We start from the raw sequence: 21,433 nt of genomic DNA on the forward strand, positions 1-21,433 counted from the left end.
CCCTCCCCGGAGTCCTTTGTGCACAGCGATGCCCTGAGCTGGATGCTCGCCCAGCTCGGCCCCGACACCGACCCCGCAGATCTTCAGACCCGATACGCCCGTCTCCGCTCCGCCCGCGCCGTCACCCTTGAGGTCCTGAGCGAACGCCTGGCCAAGCTGCTCGCTGAGCCGCTGAAAGTCAGCGTCAACGGCGTCGTCACCGTCGACCAGTCCGCCAACGCCGCTGCCCTGGAACGGCGGATCACCGCTGTGGCCGCCGAGACCGCGCCGGACGATGCCCCGTCGACGGGCCGTGAGCTGCTGACCACGGTGACGCTGTGCCCGCGCCGCCGCCGCTGAATCCGCCCGCTCGTCTCCGTTGCGGCTGCGTCAGAGTGGCAGTGGCTCGCCTTCGCCGGCGCGCAAGGGCGCTGGTGATCGGACCATGAGCAAGCCAGCGGAATCTGCACGCCTGACGCTGACGCCCGTCCGGTTCCGGGAGGCCGCGGAGTTCGTGCGGTTGTGGCACCGGCATCACAAACCACCGCCAGGCCAGGTATTCGCCGTTGGCGCTGCAGACCAAGACGGCGTACTCCGTGCCGTGGCCATTGTCGGCCGCCCGGTTGCCCGTCACCTTGACGATGGCCGCACCCTTGAGGTGACGCGGACAGCAAGCGATGGCGCCCGAAACGCCAATTCCATGCTTTACGGGGCATCTTGGCGCGCCGCGCAGGCCCTCGGATACACACGGCTGATCACCTACTCCCAGGACGGGGAGTCGGGCGCGAGCCTTCGCGGCGCTGGATGGCGGGTCCTTGCTGAACGACGACCCCGTCCGGGGTGGAATCACCCCTCGCGGCCACGACCCGTCACAGGAAACGAGAACATAGCTCGCACTCTCTGGTGCGCCCCCCTTCCTGACTAAGCAAGCCATTCCAGCGTCCCTTTTCTACCCGCATAGCGTTGCCTTAGCAACTACACATTGACCGCTCCCCGTAAAACTGCGAAACGGCTAGGTAAATACAGGGAATGAGGTACCTTCATCGCCGAACGGAAGGGAAATTAATGGCTAAGCGTGTAGAGACCTACCTTGTGGACGACCTCACCGGGGAGCGTGACGACAGCGTCAAGGAACGCCTGATCATGTTGGATAGTCGACGTATCGTCGTGGACCTTAGCGATGACAGCTATGCCCGCCTCGAAGAGAAACTGGCCCCGTACGTAGCAGCAAGCCGTGGGCGCCGAGGCACCGCCTCTAATCCGAGGAACCTCCGGACAGCAACCGGGGCGAAGGCGCTGGCGGAGCCGACCACCGCCGAGATCCGGGCTTGGGCGAAGCGCCGCCGGATCAAGGTTGCGGACCGGGGCCGCATTCCGGCGGACCTCCGTCAGCAATACCTCGCAACGTACGGCAAAGCAGCCTAGGGCAAGAGCCGAATAGTCCAGCAGGTTTCACCACTCACACACCTATGGTCAATTTCGTGAGCACCTACCCTGATACCCACCACGTTCGTGTCAGCGCACGCCCAGAGAAGCCGGTCGTCATTGAAATCGACGGTCACGATGTCGCCTCGGGCGTCGAGGCGTACCGCATCGCGCAGACGGTGGAAGGCGACCCCGAGGTCATGCTGTACGTCCAGCCCGGCTGGAAGGGAGTCGAGTTCGAGGGCATGGCTGAGGTGATGGCCCAACCCAGCGATCTCCGGCACGCGATCGTCGACTTCATCCGGTCCGTGGACTGGCGCCAGCTCCACGAAGCCGTTCTCGCTCGCGAGGACCTCGACGGGGAACCGGGCGAGCTGACGCGCGCCACCCTGGCGCAGCTGCGCGAGTTGGCCATCAGTGCTTGACGCGAAGGCGATAGCCGCGTTCGCGGAGAGGCACCTGATGCCGGACACGGTCCTGGTGACCCGCAGCACCGGCGAGGACGTATTCGACCCGGCCACGGGCGACCTCGCACCCGCCGACCCTCAGGTGATCCACTCGGGCCAAGCCGGTCTGTACCGAGGGCAGGAACGCATTCGTAGCCGTAGCGGGCACGACGGCGCGTGGGTCGAGGAGGTACGCGCCGGGTACCGGATGCTGCTGCCTCTGAGTGCGGCCGAGGTACGAGACGACGACACCGTCCGGGTCGTCCAGGCCAAGGACGAGCAGGGCGTTGGCCGTACTTACCGTGTCGCGGCGCTCGGCGAGGTCTCTTCGTTCCCCGTGGTGCGCACGGTGTGGCTGGAAGAGCACAACCGGGAGGACGAGAAGTGAGTGGTGGCTCCTTCACCAGCGCCGGGGCGCTCGCCGCGGCCTTGGAGCGCGGTGGCATCGCGGCCTTGGCAGCCATGCACACAGCCATGGGGCACAGCGCCCACGCCCTGAAGGCCCAGGTTCAGCAGAACGCATCCGGCCGGCCTGGCCCCCAGGTGATCACCGGCCAGTACAGGGCGTCGTGGCAAGCCCAGATCACCGGTGGCGGTTCGGTCGTGACGGCCGAAGTCGGCACTTCCGCGCCTCAGGCGCGTCGGCTGGAGTTCGGCTTTGCCGGAGCGGACAGCCTGGGCCGCGTCTATCGCCAGCCGCCCCGTCCGCACCTCGGACCTGCCGCTCAGGAGACAGGCCCGAAGCTGGTGCGCGAGCTCGGCACGGCCATCAGGACGGCCCTGTGAACTGGCTCTCCGAAGACCTAGAGGCGTCCCTGGCCGTGGTGATCGGTGAGGCCGAGCTGGGCATGCTTGCTCGCGCCGTCGTGGTGGCCGAAATCCTGGACGATGACGGCGAGCGCACCCTGACCGTCTTGACCACCCCCGGCCTCACCCACTGGGAAGCCCTGGGCATGTGCCGGTACGGCGCCGCCAGCATCGAGGCGTCCGCGGCCGCCGACTTCCTCACCGGAGGCGACGAGTGATCGACCACGCGCCCGTCACCGAGGCATTCCGCCTGATGCTCACCGAGGCCACCGGAAAGCCCTGCGGCACCGGCGCCCTCCCCCTGCTCGGCGGGAAGCCGGCGCCGCTCCCCTACCTGGTGCTCTACCCGCTCGGCGGCGCCTCCGACGGCGCGCCCCTGGCCGATCAGTCGGAGGACGCACACCTGGACTACCAGGTGACCGTGATCGCCGGCCGAACCGATCAGGCCGAGTGGCTGTCCGATCGGGTACGCCGCGCTGTGCTCGAACGCAGACCCACCGGCGAGTGGACCCGGCCGATCAAGGTACCGGCCGGGGACGTGTGGGCCCGCGAGTCGGCAGGGGATCAGGGTGCGGACGCCTCCGCGGCCGACAACGGCGTGGTGACCTGGGCCCAGAAGTACCGGCTCAGCATCAGCGGCTGACCCACGGGGGAAGAGAGCCGACGCGCTCTCGCCGTGGCCGACCACCACCCACCGGCTGACTTAAAATCGCCCATATGCCCGATGAACTCGACATCCCCGAATCCTTGATCAACCTTCAGCGCGCCTCCGTCGAGGAACGCGAGAAGCTCTCCGGGCTCACCGGCGAAGACTGGGATGCGCAGTGGAAGGCGTGGCGCGAGGCTGCCGAGCGCGCGGCTGAGGCGATCACCGAGCACGCCAAGGAATCCGAGCTGAACCGCTACGAGGTCGAGAAGATCGTGAAGCGGAAGGCGCTTCACCCCCACCTGGACAGCTAACGTTCGCCGCCCCCGCTGCGAACTGCCAGCGCGGGGCAGCTGGCCCGCACCCCTCACAGGTTCGAACTAGAATTCGAAGCGTGGATGACGAGACGCCCCAGGTGGCCTTTCCGTACGCCACGGTGTCCCTGCCCGGCGATCAAGGAGTCGTCGACGTCCGCGTGACTCGACGACGGCGCGACCGGTCCGGGATCTGGTGGTACGACTTGGTCCTCGAGGTTCCTGATCGGCTTGATACTCCGCGCGGGCCTGTGGCTCAGACGCGAGAGATCACCTTCAGCGCACCGTACCCCGTGGTGCAGCCCCTGCCTGATCAGGATTACCGGGTTCTCGACCCTCCGCCGCCTGAGGAGCGTAAGCGTTGGCGCGTGGAGGAGTCGATCCTGTCTCGGGGCCCTGACCTCGTCATTCACCGCGCGGACTGCGCGGCGGGCGCCCACTCGCAGCAGTTGGTGACCGACCGCGAGGCGCTACGTCTTCTGGCCGACCCAGAGGAAGCCGTCACCTGCTCGATCTGTAGACCAGAAGCTGTTCTCGCCCGCCTGTGGGAGGCGTAGGAGTAGCCGGGCGTCCCCCTACCGCGCGCGGCCTTGATCTGCCCGAAGCCGGAATGCCCGCTGGTGGCAGTATCGTGATCAGCGTGCGGTGACCGCCGCCAGCCGTCCTGGCTGACTTCGGTCCGCGCCCTCACCGCGGAGGCCCCGCGCGGACTCCCGGCCAAGTTCTTGGTACGGGCTGGTTCCCCGACGCAACGTCGAGGGACGGGGCCACCGCTTCACACCACCTCGCGCACGGCTGCCGTCCCTGGAATCGGACAGCAGTCTTGCAGGTAAAGAAGTACAGCCGCCGTGGCGTGACCCGGGTCCTGTGGCTCACCAAGGTCGCCTCCACCGGCCACATCCCGACCCGGCCGGAGCTGACGGCCGGCACCGACCTCACCAATGCGATCGCGGCGATCGACGGCTGGAGCCTGTCGAACAAGGCCATCGAGACGCCCGACCTTGGCAGCACCTTCGAGACGAAGATCCCCGGCACGGACGAGGCAGACGACAGCAGCCTCGGCTTCTACGAGGACAAGATCAGCGACGAGATCGAACAGCTGCTGTCGAAGGACGAGACCGGCTGGATCGTGTTCCTCCGCAAGGGCGACATCCCGGGCAACAGGTCCATGGATGTCTTCCCCGTGCGCATCGGCAGCCGATCGCCGAATTACTCGACGGACAACGAAGCCGCGAAGTTCACGGTGTCCTTCTCGATCACCGAGAAGCCGGTCCAGGACGCACCCGTGCCACCCGCCGCTGGTGAGCCGATTCCGCCGAAGACCGACAAGCCGTAGGCCCCGGCCCCCTCATCTGCCCGGCCGGGTGCCTGCCACGCATGGCGTGCTCCCCTCCCTTCCACTCAGGCGCGCCGCCGCACGCGCCCGGCCGGGTCTCCTCCCTCTCCGCCTTTTCTGTTCCTGGAGCTCGTGTGCCCATCCCCATCTCCTCCCCGCCCCCCGCTCAGGCCGTCGCCCGCGACGCCCACTGGGCCGCGAAGCTCGCGCGCCTTCGCGCCCGCGCCCTGCCCGAGCGGGTCATGACCATCTGCGACGACCAGAGCGCACGCCGCTGCCTGGACGACGCGAAGACCCACTTCGCCGCGTGCCGCCACGCCGACGCCGCTGCTGGCCGGTCCACGAGCGGCGAGACCCGCCGCGCGGAGGACGACCTGGCCGCTGCCCAGGCCCTCTACGACGAGGTGTCCATAGCCCTGCACTTCCGGGCTCTACCGCGACCGGCCATCGACGCCCTCATCAGGCGCTTCCCGCCCACCGAGACGCAGGCCGAAGAGGGCGACGCCTGGAACCCGGAGCTCTTCCCGGCCGCGCTGATCGCCGCCGCCCACGTCGAGCGGGACGGACAGGGCCAGGAGGTCGACGGCATGAGCGAGCAGGACGCGCAGGACCTCCTCGATGCCTGGCCGATCGCTGATGCCAACAGCCTTTTCCAGGCGGCGTGGCAGGTGCAGCAGGTGGCCAGCGCCAGCGTGGAGGAGGTGGGAAAAGACTGATCGCTGATCTCCGGCTCCGGGAGGAGCTGGAGCTGTGCGATAGGTACTGCATCCCCCACTCCTTCTTCCTCGGTGCCGGTGACGGCCGCTGGTCGGAGACGGACCGGGCCAAGGCTTTGGCCTATGCCGCCTACCGGCGGCAGTCCTGCGGCCAGTGCGGAACCCGGGCAGTGGAGTGGGACGAGTCGGCAGGAGGTGATCGCTACGCGTACGTGACGACCACGGTCCGCTGCGTCGGGTGTGAGCTGATCGCCCGGGAGCAGGACCAGGTGCCGGACGGCCCGGACAGTTACGGCGTGCGGATCGGCCTGGTGCCGCGGGAGGTGTGGGAACAGCAGGGGAGCTAGCTAGACCGGGCGCGGGGGAGAACGGGCTCCGGGCTCGGTGTCGAATTACACGCTCAGCGTGCAGATGCGCGCTGACGCGGCACAACTTCTCTCCGCTGTTCGTCAGGCCGCGCAGGCGATGCGGTCCCTGGACCGCTCGGTCCAGGCAACGAACCGCCGGCTCGCGCAGATCGGTTCGGGCGCCCGTACCGCATCCGCCGGCCTGCGGGATCTCGGCCGCCAGTCGGCCAACGCCGGAGCTGGCCTGCGCCGGGCAGGCGCAGACGGGCACGCCTCCATGTCGCGCCTGCGGCAGGGGGTCGGCTCGGCCCGGCAGGAGATGCACCACCTGCGCAGTCTCGTGGTCGGTGGCGGCATCGTTGCCGGCCTCGCGGAGATCGCTAAGGAAGGCAACGAGTACCAGAGGTCCATCAACAAATGGGGGGCGGTCACCGGGGCTTCCGGCTCCGAGATGATCCAGGCTGCTGCCAAGGCCCGGCAGCTCGGGGCGGATCTGACGATCCCCGGCACCTCCGCTGCGAAAGCGGCGGACGCGATGCTGGAATTGGCCAAGGCCGGCCAGACCTCCACATCGTCGATTTCTAACGCCAGAGCCGCGATGCAGTTGGCGGCGGCCGATAATCTCTCCGCTGCCGACGCCGCGAGGTTTCTCGGTGACGTGATGGATCAGTTCGGGCTCAGCTCGAACAACGCGGGCCGTGCCGCTGATGTCCTCGCCGCCGGGGCGAACGCCGCCTCGGGTGGACTTGAGGACATCTACACGGCGATGAGCTACACCGGCCCTGTTGCCGCGCAGCTCGGGGTTTCGCTGGAGGACACGGCAGCCGCCGTTGCGATGCTGGCCCGCTCGGGCATTTTGGGCTCCAAGGCGGGCACATCGCTGCGCGGAATGCTCACCAACTTGGCGAAGCCCACCGCGCAGATGCGCGAGGGCCTGCGGGAGATGGGCATCGAGGCGTGGGATGCCCAGGGCAACTTCAAGGGCCTCCGCACCGTCATCGAGGGGTTCGAGCAGGCCGAGCACCGGATGTCCCAGAAGGACTTCCTGGGCTCCCTGGCCAAGGTCGTCGGAAAGCCCGCCCTGGCGGGCGCCGCCGCCCTGGCCCACCAGGGCGCCAACGCGTTCGACCAGATGCGGTCCGCCGTCTCGCGCACCGGCGCAGCGGGCGAGATCGCCGCCTCCCAGACCAAGGGGTTGGCCGGCGCGCTCACTCAGCTCAAAACGCAGACGAAGAACACCGGCCAGACCCTTTATACGGCGGCCGCGCCTGGCCTGGAGAAGATCACCCGGCTCGCGACTACCGGCCTGGCGAAGGCGACGCCGTACCTGGCCTCCGCCCTCACCTACGGCCAGAACTTGGTCACCCTGCTCGGCCCGCGCACGTCCTCGTCGGTCTCGCGGGGCTGGGCTGAGGTGAAGAAGACCTTCAGCGGGCTCCGCGAGCCGCTCAAGGAGGGTGCGTTCAACGTGGCGGCCTCCGGCGTCAGTGTCCTGGTCAACGCGGGCCGCGCCGCGATGGAAGTCCTGCGCAACCTCGGGGCCGCCCTCTCCCCCATCGGCCATGCTCTGTCCGACCTGGCCAACGGGGGTGGCGGGGCGGCCAGCGCGCTCGGCGGCCTCACCACCGCCGTGAACCTGGCGCTGTCGGTCCTGGGTTCGATGTCCGCGGTGCTGCGCCCGATCGGCCAGGCCGTCGCGGGGATCGTGCATGCCTTCGCAGCTCTACCGGGCCCCGTGCAGACCGCGATCACGTCGCTGATGCTGATGGCCCGTCTCAACCCGATGCTGCTCGGTCTTGGAAGAAACGTTTCTGGACCGGTGACCGGGGCCTTCCGTTCCTTCGGCGACCAGATGCGGGTACAGGCGTCCCTGGCCGCTGCTTCGGGGCAGTCCATCGGCCGCGTCGGCCAGGCCCTCGCCGTCCTCGAAACCCGCGTGCCGGTCGTCGGGCAGATGGCCGCCGCATTCCGCTCCGCCTCCACGCCGGTCGCCGGCTTTGCGCGCGCCGTGGGAGCAGGCGTCGGCGGCGCTGCCCGCGGGCTCATGGGCGTACTGGGCGGTCCCTGGGGTGCTGCTTTGGCCGCGGCTGGCGTGGGCCTGTCGCTGTTTGCCGCCCATCAGCAGAGGGCCGCCCAGGCCGCTGCTGAGCATCAGTCCCGCATCAGCTCCCTCACTCAGGCCCTGCGTGAATCCAACGGCGCGACGACAGAAGGCGTCCGCGCCGCTGCGGTGCAAAACCTCATGGAGACGAAGGTCTTCGACGGGAAGAAGCGGCTCGTCGACGTGATGGGCAAAGCCGGCGTGAGCGTCCGCGAACTCACCGACGCCTACCTGTCGCAGGGCAACGGACTCGGCGACCTGCAGGCCCGGCTCAATGCCACCGCCAAGGACAACGAGCGGATGCTCGTTACTACGGCGGGCGCGGCGAAGGTCCACACCGACCAGGGTGTCGCGGCAGCCCGCGCGGCCACCGCGCTCGGGTCGGTCAAGGGCGAGATGGCCCAGGCACTTCAGGACTCGAAGAACATGGCCGACGCCATCGGGTCCAGCGGTAAGAGCGCCGCCAACGCGACAGGCCCCTTTGGCCAGTTCAGCGATGCGATGCGCCGCTTGTCGGACAACACCGCCGATGCCGACTCCCGCGCCCGAGCCCTCCACGACGCGCTGAACGTCCTGGCGGGCGGCAGCGTGAATTTCTCCGCAGCGGAGTCCCGGATGAACCGGGCCATCAGCGATGCGAAGGAGTCCTTCAAGGGCGGCGTGGACCAGGCTGAGGGCTACGGCAAGACCCTGCTGAACGTCGACGGGTCACTGTCCACGGTGACGCGAAACGGCCAGAAGCTGTACGACACCTTCCAGAGTCTCTCCACGACTTCGGCGGAAGCCTCACTGGCCGCGTACCAATACGCGCAGACGCAGGGCAAAACCGTCCCCGAGTCTCTGCAAGCAGCCCAGGACCAGATGGCGAAAGCCCGTGAGGCTGCGATCTCGACCGCCGAGGGTTACGGGCTGTCGGCTGAGCAGGCAACGAAGCTCGCGGACGCGGCAGGGCTCGTACCTAGTCAGGTGTCCATCCTGCTCCAGACCGCCGGCATGGAGCCGGTCATGGCCCAGCTCATGGCCGTCCAGCAACAGCTGAAGGCATACCCGGACCAAAAAACGATCACTCTCTCGGCGCTCGACAACGACGCGAGAGCCAAGCTCGAATCGCTCGGCTTCAAGATCAAGGACCTCAAGGACCGCCAGGTCGAGGTCACCGTTCCGACTGATACCGCCCGGTCGAACCTGGACGCCCTGATCGCCAAGATCTCGGCTACCCCCGGCGCCAAGCACGTCGCCGTGTCCGCCGGGACGCAGAGTGCCATCTCCTCGCTTGAGGAGCTGAAGGGCAAGCTGGCCAGCACGCACGGGAAGACGGTCACCGTGTCCGCCCCCACTCAGGAGGCGCGGGACCAGATCGAACAGCTCGGCTTCAAGATTGTCGAGCTTCACGGCAAGGAGGTCACGGTCTCCGTGCCTACGGGGTCGGCGACCGGCCAGGTAAGCACGATCCAGAGCGCCATCAACGGCCTTCAGGACAAGACCGTAACCATCAGCATTTTCCGAAACGAGTACCTCAACACGATTAAGGAGAACACCTGGGGCCCTTACGCTGACGGCTACCGGTACGGCAAGGCCGAAGCCGACGGCGGCGTCCTGGAGTTCTACGCCGACGGCGGCGTTCGCGAAAACCACGTCGCACAGATTGCCCCAGCCGGAACGTGGCGCGTTTGGGCGGAGGACGAGACCGGAGGCGAGGCTTACCTCCCTTTGGCGCCGAGTAAACGAACCCGCTCGAAGGCCATTCTGGGTGAGGTGGCCCGGCGCTTCGGCGGCGAAGTTGTCTACCACGCGAATGGCGGTCTTTCCGACTGGAGTTACAACCCCAGCTCCGGGGCCCAGCTGTTCACCGTCTCCGACATCGCTTCGAAATCAACGAAGAAGGACGGGGATAAGGAGACGTTCGACCTCGGCCTCTTCGAGAAGAACCTCAACAAGTCCGCGCGGACCGCCGAGGAATGGCGCAAGAACCTGGCGGCCATCTCTCGGCGGGCCGGTGCCGACGTGTCGGGCGCGCTGGAGCAGATGGGCGCGGACTCCGTCGACTTCGTCAAGAAGATGGCATCCGGCAGCGGAAAGTACGTCGACGAGATGGCCGAGAGCCTGCGGCGCCTCGCCGGCACGGCAAAGAGCGCCCTGACCGACTACAGCGACAAGCTGTCGAGCGCGGCCAAGGGCTCCGAGGAGTTCCAGCGCAACCTCGCCGAACTCGCGAACCAGGGCTTCGGGGAGCTCGCCTCCCGCCTCGCCGCACAGGGCGACGACAACGCCAAGACCGTCGCCGCCCAGGCCGCGCGAGACCGTGGCCAGGCTCAGCGCGCGAACGAGTCGGCTAAGGCCGCGGGCCGCGTGCTGGACAGCGAGCAGCTGACGGACCTCCTCAAGATCCTCGGGGCACTCAAGCCCGACCTCGGGATCCATGCGGTCGCTGATGCGACGGGCCTGGAGGAAGACCGGCTCATCGAGGTGGCCAACGCCGGCAAGGAGTACATCAAGGGCGCCAAGGCGAATCGATTCCTCAACGACCTGATCAAGGCCAACGCCGGCCGCGCTTACGAGAACGGCGGCCTGTGGGAACCGGGCATCTACAGCAGCCCGCCCGGCAGGGACGGACTGATCAAGTTCGCCGAGAAGAGCACGGGCGGCGAGGCGTACCTGCCGCTCGGCCCGGCAAAGCGGGGGCGGTCCACCGCCGTACTCGGGTCGGTGGCCGACCGGTTCGGCCTCGCGGTCGCCCCGAAGCGTCTCGTGGACGCGGCCGGCGGTCGCACTCAGGTCGTGGTGGTGCACCAGGCCCCCGCGATCGGCACGCAGACGATCAACGTCTCCCGGTCTTCGGCGACGCCCGAGGGGATCGCTTCGGCGGTCGCCTATCAGGTGCGGCGGGCCAAGCGGGGCGGGGTGCTCCGGTGACCGGCATCGACCTCCAGGACTGGCAGATCGACATCGGTGGCGTCCTCCTCGGCCACGGCACTTCGATCCCGATCGCCGAGATCGAAGGGCTCGGCCGCCCCGACGGGCGAGGAGAGTTCACCGACCAGCCCGGCGCGGATGGCGTGTGGCCAGCCCCGGACTGGTACGCGGAGCGGAAGATCCGGATCGACTGCGGCGTCAGGACGCCCGGTGATCCGGAGGCGGCGCGCGCTCTGGTGGCCCGCCTCCAGGCCGTGGCCGACGACCCGGCGGTGCGCACCGTCGGCGGCGCGGTCACTCCTCTACGCATCAAGTGGCCCGGCTCCCCGGTGAAGGTGCTGGTCGGTCGGCTACAGAAGGTTGATCCGGAGTGGTCGAAGGCCGCGCTCGGCTGGGTGCCGCTCGACATCGAGTTCGTGGCCACCGATCCGCGCTTCTACGCGGACACGGAGCAGCAGATACAGCTACGGCTGGGCTGGCTCTCCTCCGGCGGCTTCACTGCCCCCGTGCAGGCCCCGATCCGGGTCGCCAGCGGAGAGACGGGCGGGCAGCGGCGGCCCGGCTGGGTCACCAGCAGCGGCGACGTGCCCGCGTGGCCAGTGATCACCGTCCACGGACCGTGCGCGAACCCCCGGATCACCCAGGTGGCCACCGGGTGTTCCCTCCAGCTCAACGGGACGCTCGAGGAAGGCCAGTGGGCCCGCATCGACACCCGGCCAGGACAACGGCACGTCGAGCGCGAGAACGGCGGCGCCGTGCTCCTCACCACGGAATCCGACCTTGGCGCATTCGACCTTCCGCCAGGGCGCAGCGAGATCCGCTGGACGGCCATCGACCCGACCGCGTCATGCCGGCTGACCGTGACATGGCGCGACGCCTACCGGGCCCTGTAACCCGCTTCCCACTCCCCTTCTTCCCCTTCTTCATCTGGAGATTGATCGTGACGCTGGCCCAGGCGCCGCTGCTCACCACCGGCGCGTCCCATTCCGCCCAGACTTTCCGCATGATGCTCCGCTCCCTCGCGCAGGGAGGCGAGGGCATCAGTGAGGGCCCGGACCTGAAGGTGGCACCGCTGCCCACGCCGGGCGCCGGAGTCGTGGTCGGTGAAGGCGCGGCCATCATCCGGGGCCGCGCCGCTCTGTGGCAGGGCTCGTACAGCGCCTACAACATCGGCCAGGAGATCGTGGCCATCTCCCCGGCCGGAGCAACGCCGCGGTCTGACTTGATCGTGCTCCGCGTGGTCGATCCCGAGTACGAGGGCGGCCTGGACCCTGCGAAGGACAAGATCAACGTCTTCGAGGTCATTCCGAACGTGTCCTCGACGGCCACAGCCCCGCCGCCGGGCATCACCGGCATCGCCATCGCCCGCATCGACATCCCCGCGCGCACCGGGGCCATCACGGCCGGGATGATCACCGATGTCCGCAAGGTCGCGAACCCCCGCCGCGTACGCACCCTCCACACCGTCTACCCCGGTTCCCCGAACCAGCTGCGGCAGACCAACGACAAGTACGCGGACTGGCCCACCCCAGCACGGTGGATGGTGCCCGTGCCGGGGTGGGCCACGAAGGCGATCGTCCTGGTGACCCTCGCCGGCCTACGCATCGAGGGCAACCCGGCCTACGGCGCCTTCCAGACCGTTCTGGGCGCCCACGAGGGCCAGGACACCACCATCGATGACGACCAGACGGATGTCCGCCGCAACACCGTCGTCATCGCCGACACCATCACCATCCCGGCCGAGTACCGGGGAACGACGCAGCCCCTGTTCGTCCAGACGCAACTGACCCCGAAGTTCGGCGGTCACCTTCAGGTCGACGAGGGCACCAGCATCATCCTCGATCTGGAGTTCACCGAGGGCCCGGTGTGACGTGACCTACCGGTACCTCACCCAGGACGCCCTGACCGGCCAGTGGCGCACGCTCGACCTGCCGCTGACGACCGTGGAGTTCGGTCCGCAGCTCAGCGGCCCCGGGCACCTACGAGGAGAACTCTCGCCGCGCCTCGCGCACACGGCCATCGACCTCGTAGACCCCGGCACGACCTTGATCTACGTGGAGCGGGACGGGCTGCTGCGCTGGGGCGGGATCATCTGGCAGGCCGAGCCCGAAGGCGACACCCTCAAGATCGAGGCGTCCGGCTGGACCTCGTACCTTCACCGCCGGTACGACCTCGACGGGGAGCTCGGCGGGCGCGGCCCGTACGTCAGGGCGGACCCCTGCCAGATCGCCCGGGACATCGTGGCCTACACCCAGTCCATCCCCGACGGTGATCTCGGCATCGTGGTCGACGCCACCACGTCGAAAGCGCAGACCGGCACGCCCGCTGACCCGTGGCACTCCCGATGGTGGGAGACCCCGAACTTGGGCGACCAGTTCGACAACCTCTTCAAGGCCGCGGACTCGCCGGACTACACGTGCACCGTCCGTTGGGACGACGAGCACCGGCCCGTGCGCCGCATCGAACTCGGCTACCCCCGCCTCGGCGCCCGCCGCACCGACATCCACTTCTCCACCGACATCAACATCACCCGAAGCGTGCCCGTGACCTACAGCGCGGATGAGTACGCGCAAGTCGTCATCGCCACCGGCATCGGCGAAGGCCGCGCCAAGCAGCGATCAACGGATGCCGTCCGAAACGGCCGGCTACGCCTGGAGCGGACCCTCGACCTGCCCGAGGTCCGCGGGACCGACGTCCTCGCCGAGCGGGCCCGAGCCGAACGTGCCTGGCGGCAGGTCATGGGCACCGTCGACCAGATCACCGTCCGCGACCACCCGGCGGCCCCGATCGGCTCATGGCAGATCGGCGACGACGTCCGGGTCACCATCCGCGACCAGTGGACGAAATTCTCCGGCTGGTGCCGCATCACCGGCTGGACGATCCACCCCGATACCCCGGGCGGGGAGAGCGCCACGCTCACCCTCGACCCGGCCGAGTCCTACCACTACGGGCTCACCTCATAACCCTCCCCCCCCCCACCGAAAGAAGAACCACCCCGTGCCTGAAGACATAGGCAGCCGGCTCGCCCGCCTGGAGAAGCAGGTCAACTCCGCGATCCGGGCCCCCAAGCTCGCCAGCGCCTCCCTCGAAGACGCCACCCTCCACGTTCACGACGACCAGGGTTCCCTGCGCGCCCTCATCGGCCAGCAGCCGGACGGCACCAGCGGCGTCACCGTCGTCAACGGCCCCACCCCGCCGACACCGATCGCCCCGACGGTCGCGCCCGCCATGGCCTCCCTCGTCGTCACCTGGGACGGAAAGTTCGAGAATGGCGCGGTCTCCCCCCTGGACTTCGCCCGCGTCGAAGTCCACGTCAGCCCCACCGAGTCGTTCGAGCCCGACGCGTCAACCCTCCGCGGGACCATCGAGACCGCACAGGGCGGCCACGTCACCGTCCCTCTCGGATACCAGCAGTGGTGGGTACGCCTGCGCACGCGATCCCTGTCCGGCGCCGCCAGCCCCGCCACGGCCGCTGTTGCGGGTGAGCCGCGCCAGACCGGCACCGCCGACATTGCCGCCGGCTCCATCACCGCCGACAAACTCAGCGTCGGCTCCACCGGCAACCTTGTGCCCGACCCCGGTTTTGAGACCGGCGGTGTCGAGGCCCGCATCACCACCCTCGGACTGCCCTGGGCCCGCATCGAGACCGGCGGCCACGACTCGGGCCGCTGCCTGACGATCGACACCACGGCAGCCGAGCCGCGCTGGTTCCCCTACGAACCCTTCCCGGTCCTCGGAGGCGACCTGTACTGGCTCGGCGTGCACTACCGCTGCTCGACGAACTGGTCAGGCGCAAGCGTGTCGATCTCGCTGGTGTGGAAGGACGCCACCGGCAAGATCCTCGACAGCGGCACCATCGCGGCACCGCAGCCTCAAGGAGACGATGGCTGGCGGCGCATCACCGGCAAGGTCCGCGCCCCCGAAGGCGCCGTCCGCGCCGAGGCCCGCCTGGAGGCCGCGGGCACGGCCGGGCAGGTGTCGTTCGACAACGCCGAAGTCCGCTCGATCATGACCAGCGCGACCACAGGTGAGCGCGCTGAGATCGCCCCCGACGGCGTCCGGCTGTACGACGGACAGGGCGAGCAGGTCGTCTCCCTCGTCACCGGCGCACCGAACTACCTCAGCCTCACGTCGCACGACGGCACCGCCGTAGCCTCCATCAGCGACACCGGCAGCGCCGGCTTCCAGTCCCTCGCAGTGGCTGACCGCCTGACCTGGCGCGGAACCGACCTGCAGACCACTCTCGACCGGCTCCCGCGTGGCGTGATCGCCATCGGCAGGCAGACGAGCCGACTGAAGACCACCGGCACCGAGGTCGGCTGGTTCGAGATCGGCTTCGACGCCGACCCGGCCCGCGAGTACCGCATCGTCGTCGACGCTCACGTCGAGCCGTCCGTGGGCGGCGGCGAGCTGCGCCTGCGCCTCCGGGACGGCGGCGCTGACACCCCGACCCTGAAGTCTCCGCAAATCCAGAGCGCCGTGCACCAGCTTGTCCGGACCGGGGCGTGGCAGCGGGTCCGTCTGGAACTGCCCGTCTCCGGCGCTGCGCTCGGCGCGGGCAGGCACAGGCTCCTCGCCACCTTCGACGTGAAGGAAGGGCCGTCCGGGCAGTCCGTCACGCTCATTGGCGGTGACGGCTACCCGGCCGTCATGTACGTGGAGGACGTCGGCCCGAAGCTCACTGAATCCGGCGGCTTCAACACGGGCGGCTCCAGTTCTGGCGGATCTACCCCGGACCCGAAGCCCGTCCCGCAGCAGTACACCAAGACGTACACGGCCGCCTGGACCGGCTCCTACGACCGGCGTGCCGACTACAGCACGTTCTACGGCGACAAGCTGCTCCAGGGCTACTACTCGGAGACCCACGGCACCCTCGCCGCACTCGCCGGCTTCCCGGCCGAGGTGGCCAAGGACCTCGCCGGAGCGACCGTCCTGCGCGCGGAGGTCTACCTGTACTTCGATCACTGGTACAGCTCCAGCGGCGGAACGGCCGTGATCAAGACCCACGGGCACGGCTCCCGCCCGGCTTCCTTCTCCAGCTACAGCGCCTCGAAGTCGGTCGACTTCGGCCGCAACGAGGGGAAGTGGATCGACATCAGCAACCTCTTCGACCCGGCGAGGACGAAGGGCATTGCCCTGGACCCGAACTCCACCGCCGACACGTATTACGGTCGCGCGCACGGCGTGGGACAGGCCAACCCGCCGCAGCTGAGGATCACCTACACGCGGTAGGCACAGCAGTCTGCCCCACACGGCTGGTCTGGAGCGGTTTTCGCTCCGGACCAGCCGTTGCCTGATGGCCTAGCCGTACCGCCGGCTTCAGGTCCTCTGCCGGACTGTGGAGAGGATGTCCTCCGCCCCTTGAGTGAGGAGATCGTCGGCGACACGGCGGCCGAGCTCTTCAGGGTCGTGCACGGACCCGGTGCCGCAGGTGGCGACGTGTCGGCTTCCGTCGACGGCCGAGACCTGAGCAGAGAGTGTCAACGTGCCGTCGCGGTGAGCTTTGCTGTACGCGCCGATGGGGACGGAGCAGCCGCCGTGCAGTTCGGCGAGCAGCGTCCGCTCGGCCCTGACCTCCGTGTCCAGGATGGGGTTGCCGGTGTCGGCGAGGAGCCGGGCCGCCTCGCTGTCCTCGCGGACCTGGATGCCGAGGGCGCCCTGCCCTGGGGAGGGCAAGTAGGTGTCGAGAGGGAGATGCTCACTGATGGTGTGCCCAAGGCCCAGGCGGTTCAGGCCGGCCGCGGCGAGGACCACGGCGTCGAGGGCGTCCGTGCCCTGGAGCCTTCCGAGGCGCGGGGGGACGTTGCCTCGGATCGGGACCATGTTGAGGTCCGGCCGGAGGGCGAGGAGCTGGCCGATGCGGCGTGGTGCTCCGGTGCCCACGCGGGCGCCCTTGGGGAGGTCTGCGAGGGTGCTGCCGCAGAGGGCGTCACGCACGTCTTGCCGGCGGGCGGGGGTGGGCAGGAGGGTCAGGCCCGGGGCCTGGGAGGTCGGCAGGTCCTTGAGGGAGTGCACGATGACGTCGACCGCTCCCGCAAGGAGGGCAGCTTCTTGGTTGGTGGAGAAGGCACTGCCCCCGGTGGTCTTGGCGACGGCGGCGAGCGTGGCCGTCTCGCGGTCTTCGTCGCCGCCTTCCAGGATCACGCGCTGCTTGAACGTCACGTGTGGGAATCGCTCACGGAGCGGGCCCAGCCACTCCCGGACCTGAGCTCTGGCCAGGCGACTCGCCCGCGAGCCGACGATGAGCGTTTTCATGGCAGCAACCTCCCTGCTGTTAGGGGTCGTTGCGGGGATGCTACTGCCGTCACGAGGTTCCAGATTCCGACGATATGTCGGAGTGTTTTCCGACGACTTGTCGGTGTTTGAGACTGTGCCGGTCTAGCCGGCCACCGATGCCCGCATCGCCCCTCCGGCGCATCACGCTAGAGAGACGCTGGTGCTGCGCCTTCCGCACGGAGGTGCCCCAGCAGGCTCTCGACGGCACTTCGGAGCCTGCGCCCGTCCTCACTGTCTCGAACCTGCGGGATGGTCAGCGCGAGGGCAACGCTGACGAGGAGGAGGTGCAGCGGCCTGCCGCCATGGCGCTGAGGCAGCTTCGGCTGGAGCGCCTGGGTGAGGGAGCTGCCGAGGTCGTCTCCCTCCAGGTCGACGGAGGCGGCGACCGCGACGTCTTCCTGGTAAGGGCCCCTGTACCAGGGCTGGGTCTGCTTCTTCCGTTCCTGATCGTGGCACTCGGTGACGCGGTGTAGCAGGCGGCGGGCTTCGTAAGCGGGGTCTGCGGTGGTGAGGATGAGCCGCTTGAGGAGGTTACGGCCCCAGTCGTTGGCCGGCGAGTGGGTGTACTCAGTCGGGGTGGTCTGGTAGTCACCGCACGGGCAGTGGACGACGATCGGGTCGCCCCACGCCCCTCGGATGATCAGGCTCTCGGTGTTGCCGCAGCCCGGGCACGGCAGAAGCTCTAGCCCGGTTTCGTGCACGTAGGAGTCGACGCTGCCCCACAGGTCGTCGGCCACTTCCCGATTGTGGGCGGCAGCGTCCGCATCCCAGCGTTCGATGACGATCCGGTCGACGGTGATCTGCCACAGGTGATCGGCGGGATAGCCCTCGGGCGAGCCTTCAATCGGTTCAGGCTCGTGGTATCCCTGCTTGATCATCGGTAGCTCCACACGTCGTCGGTCTTCGCCTTGGCCAGGTCGAGCTTGGCCCAGATGCCGTTATGGTCGGAGCCGCCGGAGACGACGCCGTAGTCGATGATGCACGGCACCAGGGCGTAGCTGACGAGAATCCAGTCGATTCGATCATCGCTTCCGGTGCGCTGGAGTAGCTTCTCGTCGCCGGTCTGCTCGAACAGATGCCAGGCGACGTCGACGAAGCCCTTGGCTGCGATCCGCCGGGCCACGCGGCGATCGGGTTCGGGCAGGCCCGGGTTCGCCGGGTCGTCGGGGACCTTGAGCCGCGACCCGCGGTTGTACGGAAGCATCCGTTCGTATGCCGGATCGGGCCCGGCGATCGGCGGGTAGTTGAAGTCTCCTGCGAGGATGCCGTACCCGCCGCCGGGGCGCAGGACGCGGCTGCCGATGAACGAGACCTCGGTTTCGGCCCGGCCGATGTCGTAGGGGTTCAGGTGCACGCTTCCCGCGGCGAGGGTGGCCGGCAGGCAGGGCACGTTCCAGCCGACAGTCTCGAAGCCGTGGTGGGTTTCGTGCGCGGAGAAGTCGTGGTTGAGGTAGGTGCGGCGGCCTAGGGTCTCGCGGCGGTACATCGTGACGGGGCCGAGGCCGGAGGGGCTGGGGGCGAGGATGCCGTCCATGTCCAGGTCGCGTTCGGCGTGGGCAAGGCGGGCGTGCCCGTCTGCTGCCCATCCTTCGGCTTCCTGGCCGAGGAGGATGTCGGGGCGGATGCTGTTGATGTTGGCGGCGAGGTGTGGCCACCGGTCCTCGAGCGTTCCGTCCGTGTGCTTCCAGCCGCCTCGGCCGAGGTTTTGCGCCATGACCGTGATGTGCATCCGAGCCCCCTCTTCTCGGTCGTCTTCGCGTTGCTGCCACGGTATTCGCTCGAAGCCCTCTTCGAGAGAGGATGCCAGACGGAGCCGGTGACCATGGCCGGATGTGTACGGGGCTGGAGGTCCGGCGGGGCTGTCGAGGGTCCGGAAACCCAGCTGCCCCGCTCCATGGGGAACGGGGCAGTTGGCGAGCGCAGCCAGCACTTGGGTTGATGCCCTCACCGTACGTGCCCCCACTGACAATCCCGGTTCCAGACGGCTCGCAAGGCAGCGAACGAAGCCGGCTGGGACGCCGGAAACGGGCACATGAGGGTAGTGGCAAGAGTGAACGTCGGCATGCTCGGCGTTCAACGCCTTGACCACTGTCCACAAGGGGCGCCGGATTTCCACAAGTTGCCTGCGGATAACGGTCTTTGCCGTAGCATCGCGTGTGCTGTCGCGTAGCGATTTCTCACCAGGTGTGCTCCCGGGCCGCCTGCCCGGGGCAGGGCCTGTCCAGGCCCGGAGGGGAGAAGGGAGATCGTTGTGGGGCAGCGCGTGCAGGAGGGGCTTCGCAGGGTTCTCGATGGAATCGAGCGTCGTCACCGGGCTCTAGCTGTGATCGCCGCGTTTGTGGCACCGGTCTTAGCGGCCTGGTTGGCGAGGTGAACCGACCCCCGGTGCGTGAATCACCGGGGGTCGGTGGCTCTGAGGTCGCCTCTTCAACGGCCCGCTTCGACGGCTACCCGGCCGTCGGGGCGGGCCCGCGCGAGCTGCTGCGGGGGACGGAGCCTTCCCGTGGCAGAGGCTCATTGCTCGTAGGTGTCAGTGTCACATCCCAACTTGACGGCCTGCCTGACACATAAAAGTTGACTCTGGACAGCCTTACACACCCGAAGAGGGGCGCGCACCCACTCCGGAAAACTGGAAAACTGTACAGGCGCACCGGGCTAGGCGTCGGGGCCACTTTGAAGTGACCAGGTGGACCCAGCCGACCTGTCCTCTACCGGCTCCTCGAACGCATGCACCCGTACCATCAGGGGTGAAGCGCGGGGTGCGGGAGTGATTGCGGTGTCTGTACCGCCGCCGGGCGCCGAGCCCACGCTGTGGGAGCTGCACCGTGCCGTGTCTCAGCTGCGCGAGGATCTGCGCGGCGACCTGGCGCAGCTCGCGGCTCGTTTGGATCAGGTGGTCACGGAGGACGTGTACCGGGCTGATCAGCGGGCGGTGGAGCAGCGTATCGGTCAGGTTGAGGCGGGGCTGTCGCATCTTCGTGGGGATCACGAACAGATGGTGGAGCGGGCGGCGCAGCAGCGCACGGAGGATCAGACGCAGGCCGCGGCGACGCGCCGGCTGGTACTGAGCTCGTTCGTGGCGCCGCTGCTGGTGATGGTGGTGCAGCTGTGGCTGGCGTCGAAGGGCACCGCGTCCTGATCCCCGGCACAGGATCCGCTGTGGGGGCGGAGTGAGAACACTGGTTTTGGGCGCGGGGAGTTTGAGAGCACCTGGTGGCGACACCACTGAATCCCGACCGTCTGGTCGCTGCCCTTCGTGAGGAGGGCGTCCGCGTTGTGGAGCGTCCGGGCTGGCGGACGCACAACCGCAATGGCAAGGGGCCGTGGGGCCCGGTGAACGGGATCATCGTGCATCACACGGTGACCACGGGCACGGATGCATCGATCAGCATCTGCGAGAACGGATACAGCGAGCTTCCGGGCCCGCTGTGCCACGGGGTGATCGACAAGGACGGCACGGTCTACCTGATCGGCAACGGCCGCGCGAACCACGCGGGGCGCGGCGACGGCGACGTGCTGCGCGCGGTGATCGCTGAGGAGTCCCTGCCGGACCCCGACGACACCGACACCGACGGCAACACCCACTTCTACGGCTTCGAGTGCATCAACCTGGGCGACGGCGAGGACCCGTGGCCGTCGGCGCAGCTGGATGCGATCGAGCGCGCGTCCGCGGCGATCTGCCGGGCCCACGAGTGGGGTGCGGGGAGCGTGATCGGCCACAAGGAGTGGACGGACACGAAGATCGACCCGGTGGGCTTCGAGATGGCCGACATGCGGCACCGGATCGAGCAGCGGCTGAAGGGCAAGCCGTCCGGCCCGGTCTCCGGCGGCGGTTCCACTGGCGGTTCGTCGGGGGGCTCGTCGTCGTACTCGCCGCCGCCGTTCCCCGCGGGCCTCGCCCCGAACAAGAGCACTCCGTCGGCGAAGGGCCTTCAGGAGGCGCTGAAGCGCACCGGCTGGCTCGACCCGTCGATCCCGTCCTCGGACAACTACGGTCCGGCCACCCAGCGCGCGGTGGCCGGCTTCAACGCCAAGCACGGCCTCTACACCACGGGCCAGCCGTACGACCCGGCCATCGGCCGCCGTGGCTGGGACCTGCTCCACAAGCTCGCCTACGGAAGCTGAGA

The 21,433-nt window shown here is 68.6% G+C and carries 23 protein-coding genes; 20 read left to right on the top strand and 3 right to left on the bottom strand.

What is annotated here, in order from left to right; translation table 11 throughout:
* Positions 1-18: 18 nt before the first annotated feature.
* From ACX9I7_RS00900 to ACX9I7_RS00985, 18 genes are all read left to right on the top strand, one after another.
* The gene (locus ACX9I7_RS00900; protein WP_459386176.1) at positions 19-339 is read left to right on the top strand and encodes a hypothetical protein; all 321 of its coding nucleotides are present in this window, start codon (positions 19-21) and stop codon (positions 337-339) included.
* An 85-nt stretch (positions 340-424) separates the two neighbouring features.
* Positions 425-904, top strand: a complete 480-nt coding sequence (locus ACX9I7_RS00905) for an XF1762 family protein (protein WP_459386177.1) — start codon at positions 425-427, stop codon at positions 902-904.
* 140 nt (positions 905-1,044) lie between these two features.
* Entirely contained in the window at positions 1,045-1,404 is a 360-nt protein-coding gene (locus ACX9I7_RS00910) for an Lsr2 dimerization domain-containing protein (RefSeq protein ID WP_459386178.1), read from the top strand.
* Positions 1,405-1,460: 56 nt separating this feature from the next.
* Positions 1,461-1,829: a hypothetical protein gene (locus ACX9I7_RS00915; RefSeq protein WP_459386179.1), complete on the top strand. Its 369-nt coding sequence runs from the start codon at positions 1,461-1,463 to the stop codon at positions 1,827-1,829.
* Positions 1,822-2,238: a DUF6093 family protein gene (locus ACX9I7_RS00920; protein ID WP_459386180.1), complete on the top strand. Its 417-nt coding sequence runs from the start codon at positions 1,822-1,824 to the stop codon at positions 2,236-2,238. The genes ACX9I7_RS00915 and ACX9I7_RS00920 overlap by 8 nt, the downstream gene beginning before the upstream one ends.
* Complete coding sequence (locus ACX9I7_RS00925) at positions 2,235-2,636, top strand: HK97 gp10 family phage protein (protein ID WP_459386181.1); 402 nt, start codon at positions 2,235-2,237, stop codon at positions 2,634-2,636. Before ACX9I7_RS00920 ends, ACX9I7_RS00925 begins: the two co-directional genes overlap by 4 nt.
* Positions 2,633-2,875 carry a hypothetical protein gene (locus tag ACX9I7_RS00930; protein ID WP_459386182.1) on the top strand — a complete coding sequence of 81 codons (243 nt, stop codon included), beginning with the start codon at positions 2,633-2,635 and terminating at the stop codon, positions 2,873-2,875. The genes ACX9I7_RS00925 and ACX9I7_RS00930 overlap by 4 nt, the downstream gene beginning before the upstream one ends.
* Positions 2,872-3,300, top strand: coding sequence for a hypothetical protein (locus ACX9I7_RS00935; protein ID WP_459386183.1), 429 nt, complete (start codon positions 2,872-2,874; stop codon positions 3,298-3,300). The genes ACX9I7_RS00930 and ACX9I7_RS00935 overlap by 4 nt, the downstream gene beginning before the upstream one ends.
* A gap of 74 nt (positions 3,301-3,374) precedes the next feature.
* Positions 3,375-3,617 (top strand): hypothetical protein, encoded by a 243-nt coding sequence (locus ACX9I7_RS00940; RefSeq protein WP_459386184.1) that lies wholly within the window; start codon positions 3,375-3,377, stop codon positions 3,615-3,617.
* Positions 3,618-3,697: 80 nt separating this feature from the next.
* Complete coding sequence (locus ACX9I7_RS00945; protein ID WP_459386185.1) at positions 3,698-4,174, top strand: DUF6233 domain-containing protein; 477 nt, start codon at positions 3,698-3,700, stop codon at positions 4,172-4,174.
* A 266-nt stretch (positions 4,175-4,440) separates the two neighbouring features.
* Positions 4,441-4,953, top strand: a complete 513-nt coding sequence (locus ACX9I7_RS00950) for a phage tail tube protein (protein ID WP_459386186.1) — start codon at positions 4,441-4,443, stop codon at positions 4,951-4,953.
* Between the two features lie 134 nt (positions 4,954-5,087).
* Positions 5,088-5,669, top strand: coding sequence for a hypothetical protein (locus tag ACX9I7_RS00955; RefSeq protein WP_459386187.1), 582 nt, complete (start codon positions 5,088-5,090; stop codon positions 5,667-5,669).
* A gap of 212 nt (positions 5,670-5,881) precedes the next feature.
* A complete protein-coding gene (locus ACX9I7_RS00960) occupies positions 5,882-6,016 on the top strand; it encodes a hypothetical protein (RefSeq protein WP_459386188.1) in 135 nt (44 codons plus the stop codon).
* Positions 6,017-6,080: 64 nt separating this feature from the next.
* Positions 6,081-11,030 (top strand): phage tail tape measure protein, encoded by a 4,950-nt coding sequence (locus ACX9I7_RS00965; protein WP_459386388.1) that lies wholly within the window; start codon positions 6,081-6,083, stop codon positions 11,028-11,030.
* The gene (locus ACX9I7_RS00970; RefSeq protein WP_459386189.1) at positions 11,027-11,923 is read left to right on the top strand and encodes a phage distal tail protein; all 897 of its coding nucleotides are present in this window, start codon (positions 11,027-11,029) and stop codon (positions 11,921-11,923) included. Before ACX9I7_RS00965 ends, ACX9I7_RS00970 begins: the two co-directional genes overlap by 4 nt.
* Positions 11,924-11,970: 47 nt before the next feature.
* On the top strand, positions 11,971-12,900 hold the full coding sequence (locus ACX9I7_RS00975; protein WP_459386190.1) for a hypothetical protein: 930 nt from the start codon (positions 11,971-11,973) through the stop codon (positions 12,898-12,900).
* A gap of 1 nt (position 12,901) precedes the next feature.
* A complete protein-coding gene (locus tag ACX9I7_RS00980) occupies positions 12,902-13,993 on the top strand; it encodes a hypothetical protein (protein ID WP_459386191.1) in 1,092 nt (363 codons plus the stop codon).
* 34 nt (positions 13,994-14,027) lie between these two features.
* Positions 14,028-16,262 carry a hypothetical protein gene (locus tag ACX9I7_RS00985; protein ID WP_459386192.1) on the top strand — a complete coding sequence of 745 codons (2,235 nt, stop codon included), beginning with the start codon at positions 14,028-14,030 and terminating at the stop codon, positions 16,260-16,262.
* Positions 16,263-16,349: 87 nt separating this feature from the next.
* Here the strand turns inward: ACX9I7_RS00985 and hemC are convergent, their stop codons facing one another.
* From hemC to ACX9I7_RS01000, 3 genes are all read right to left on the bottom strand, one after another.
* Positions 16,350-17,285 carry a hydroxymethylbilane synthase gene (hemC, locus tag ACX9I7_RS00990; protein WP_459386193.1) on the bottom strand — a complete coding sequence of 312 codons (936 nt, stop codon included), beginning with the start codon at positions 17,283-17,285 and terminating at the stop codon, positions 16,350-16,352.
* A gap of 167 nt (positions 17,286-17,452) precedes the next feature.
* Positions 17,453-18,184: a hypothetical protein gene (locus tag ACX9I7_RS00995; protein ID WP_459386194.1), complete on the bottom strand. Its 732-nt coding sequence runs from the start codon at positions 18,182-18,184 to the stop codon at positions 17,453-17,455.
* On the bottom strand, positions 18,181-19,236 hold the full coding sequence (locus ACX9I7_RS01000) for an endonuclease/exonuclease/phosphatase family protein (RefSeq protein ID WP_459386195.1): 1,056 nt from the start codon (positions 19,234-19,236) through the stop codon (positions 18,181-18,183). The genes ACX9I7_RS00995 and ACX9I7_RS01000 overlap by 4 nt, the downstream gene beginning before the upstream one ends.
* A gap of 846 nt (positions 19,237-20,082) precedes the next feature.
* Here ACX9I7_RS01000 and ACX9I7_RS01005 point away from each other — a divergent pair.
* Together ACX9I7_RS01005 and ACX9I7_RS01010 are read left to right on the top strand one after the other, a co-directional pair.
* Entirely contained in the window at positions 20,083-20,445 is a 363-nt protein-coding gene (locus ACX9I7_RS01005; RefSeq protein ID WP_459386196.1) for a hypothetical protein, read from the top strand.
* A 74-nt stretch (positions 20,446-20,519) separates the two neighbouring features.
* On the top strand, positions 20,520-21,431 hold the full coding sequence (locus tag ACX9I7_RS01010; protein WP_459386197.1) for a peptidoglycan recognition protein family protein: 912 nt from the start codon (positions 20,520-20,522) through the stop codon (positions 21,429-21,431).
* The last annotated feature ends 2 nt before the right edge of the window (positions 21,432-21,433 follow it).

It is taken from the genome of Streptomyces sp. L500, from assembly GCF_054551825.1.

Bases quoted from the DNA above. Each gene is read 5' to 3' on its own strand.
- ACX9I7_RS00905 (WP_459386177.1), top strand. From the start codon at position 425: ATGAGCAAGCCAGCGGAATCTGCACGCCTGACGCTGACGCCCGTCCGG.
- ACX9I7_RS00910 (WP_459386178.1), top strand. From the start codon at position 1,045: ATGGCTAAGCGTGTAGAGACCTACCTTGTGGACGACCTCACCGGGGAG.
- ACX9I7_RS00940 (WP_459386184.1), top strand. From the start codon at position 3,375: ATGCCCGATGAACTCGACATCCCCGAATCCTTGATCAACCTTCAGCGC.
- ACX9I7_RS00965 (WP_459386388.1), top strand. From the start codon at position 6,081: ATGCGCGCTGACGCGGCACAACTTCTCTCCGCTGTTCGTCAGGCCGCG.
- hemC (WP_459386193.1), bottom strand. From the start codon at position 17,285: ATGAAAACGCTCATCGTCGGCTCGCGGGCGAGTCGCCTGGCCAGAGCT.
- ACX9I7_RS00995 (WP_459386194.1), bottom strand. From the start codon at position 18,184: ATGATCAAGCAGGGATACCACGAGCCTGAACCGATTGAAGGCTCGCCC.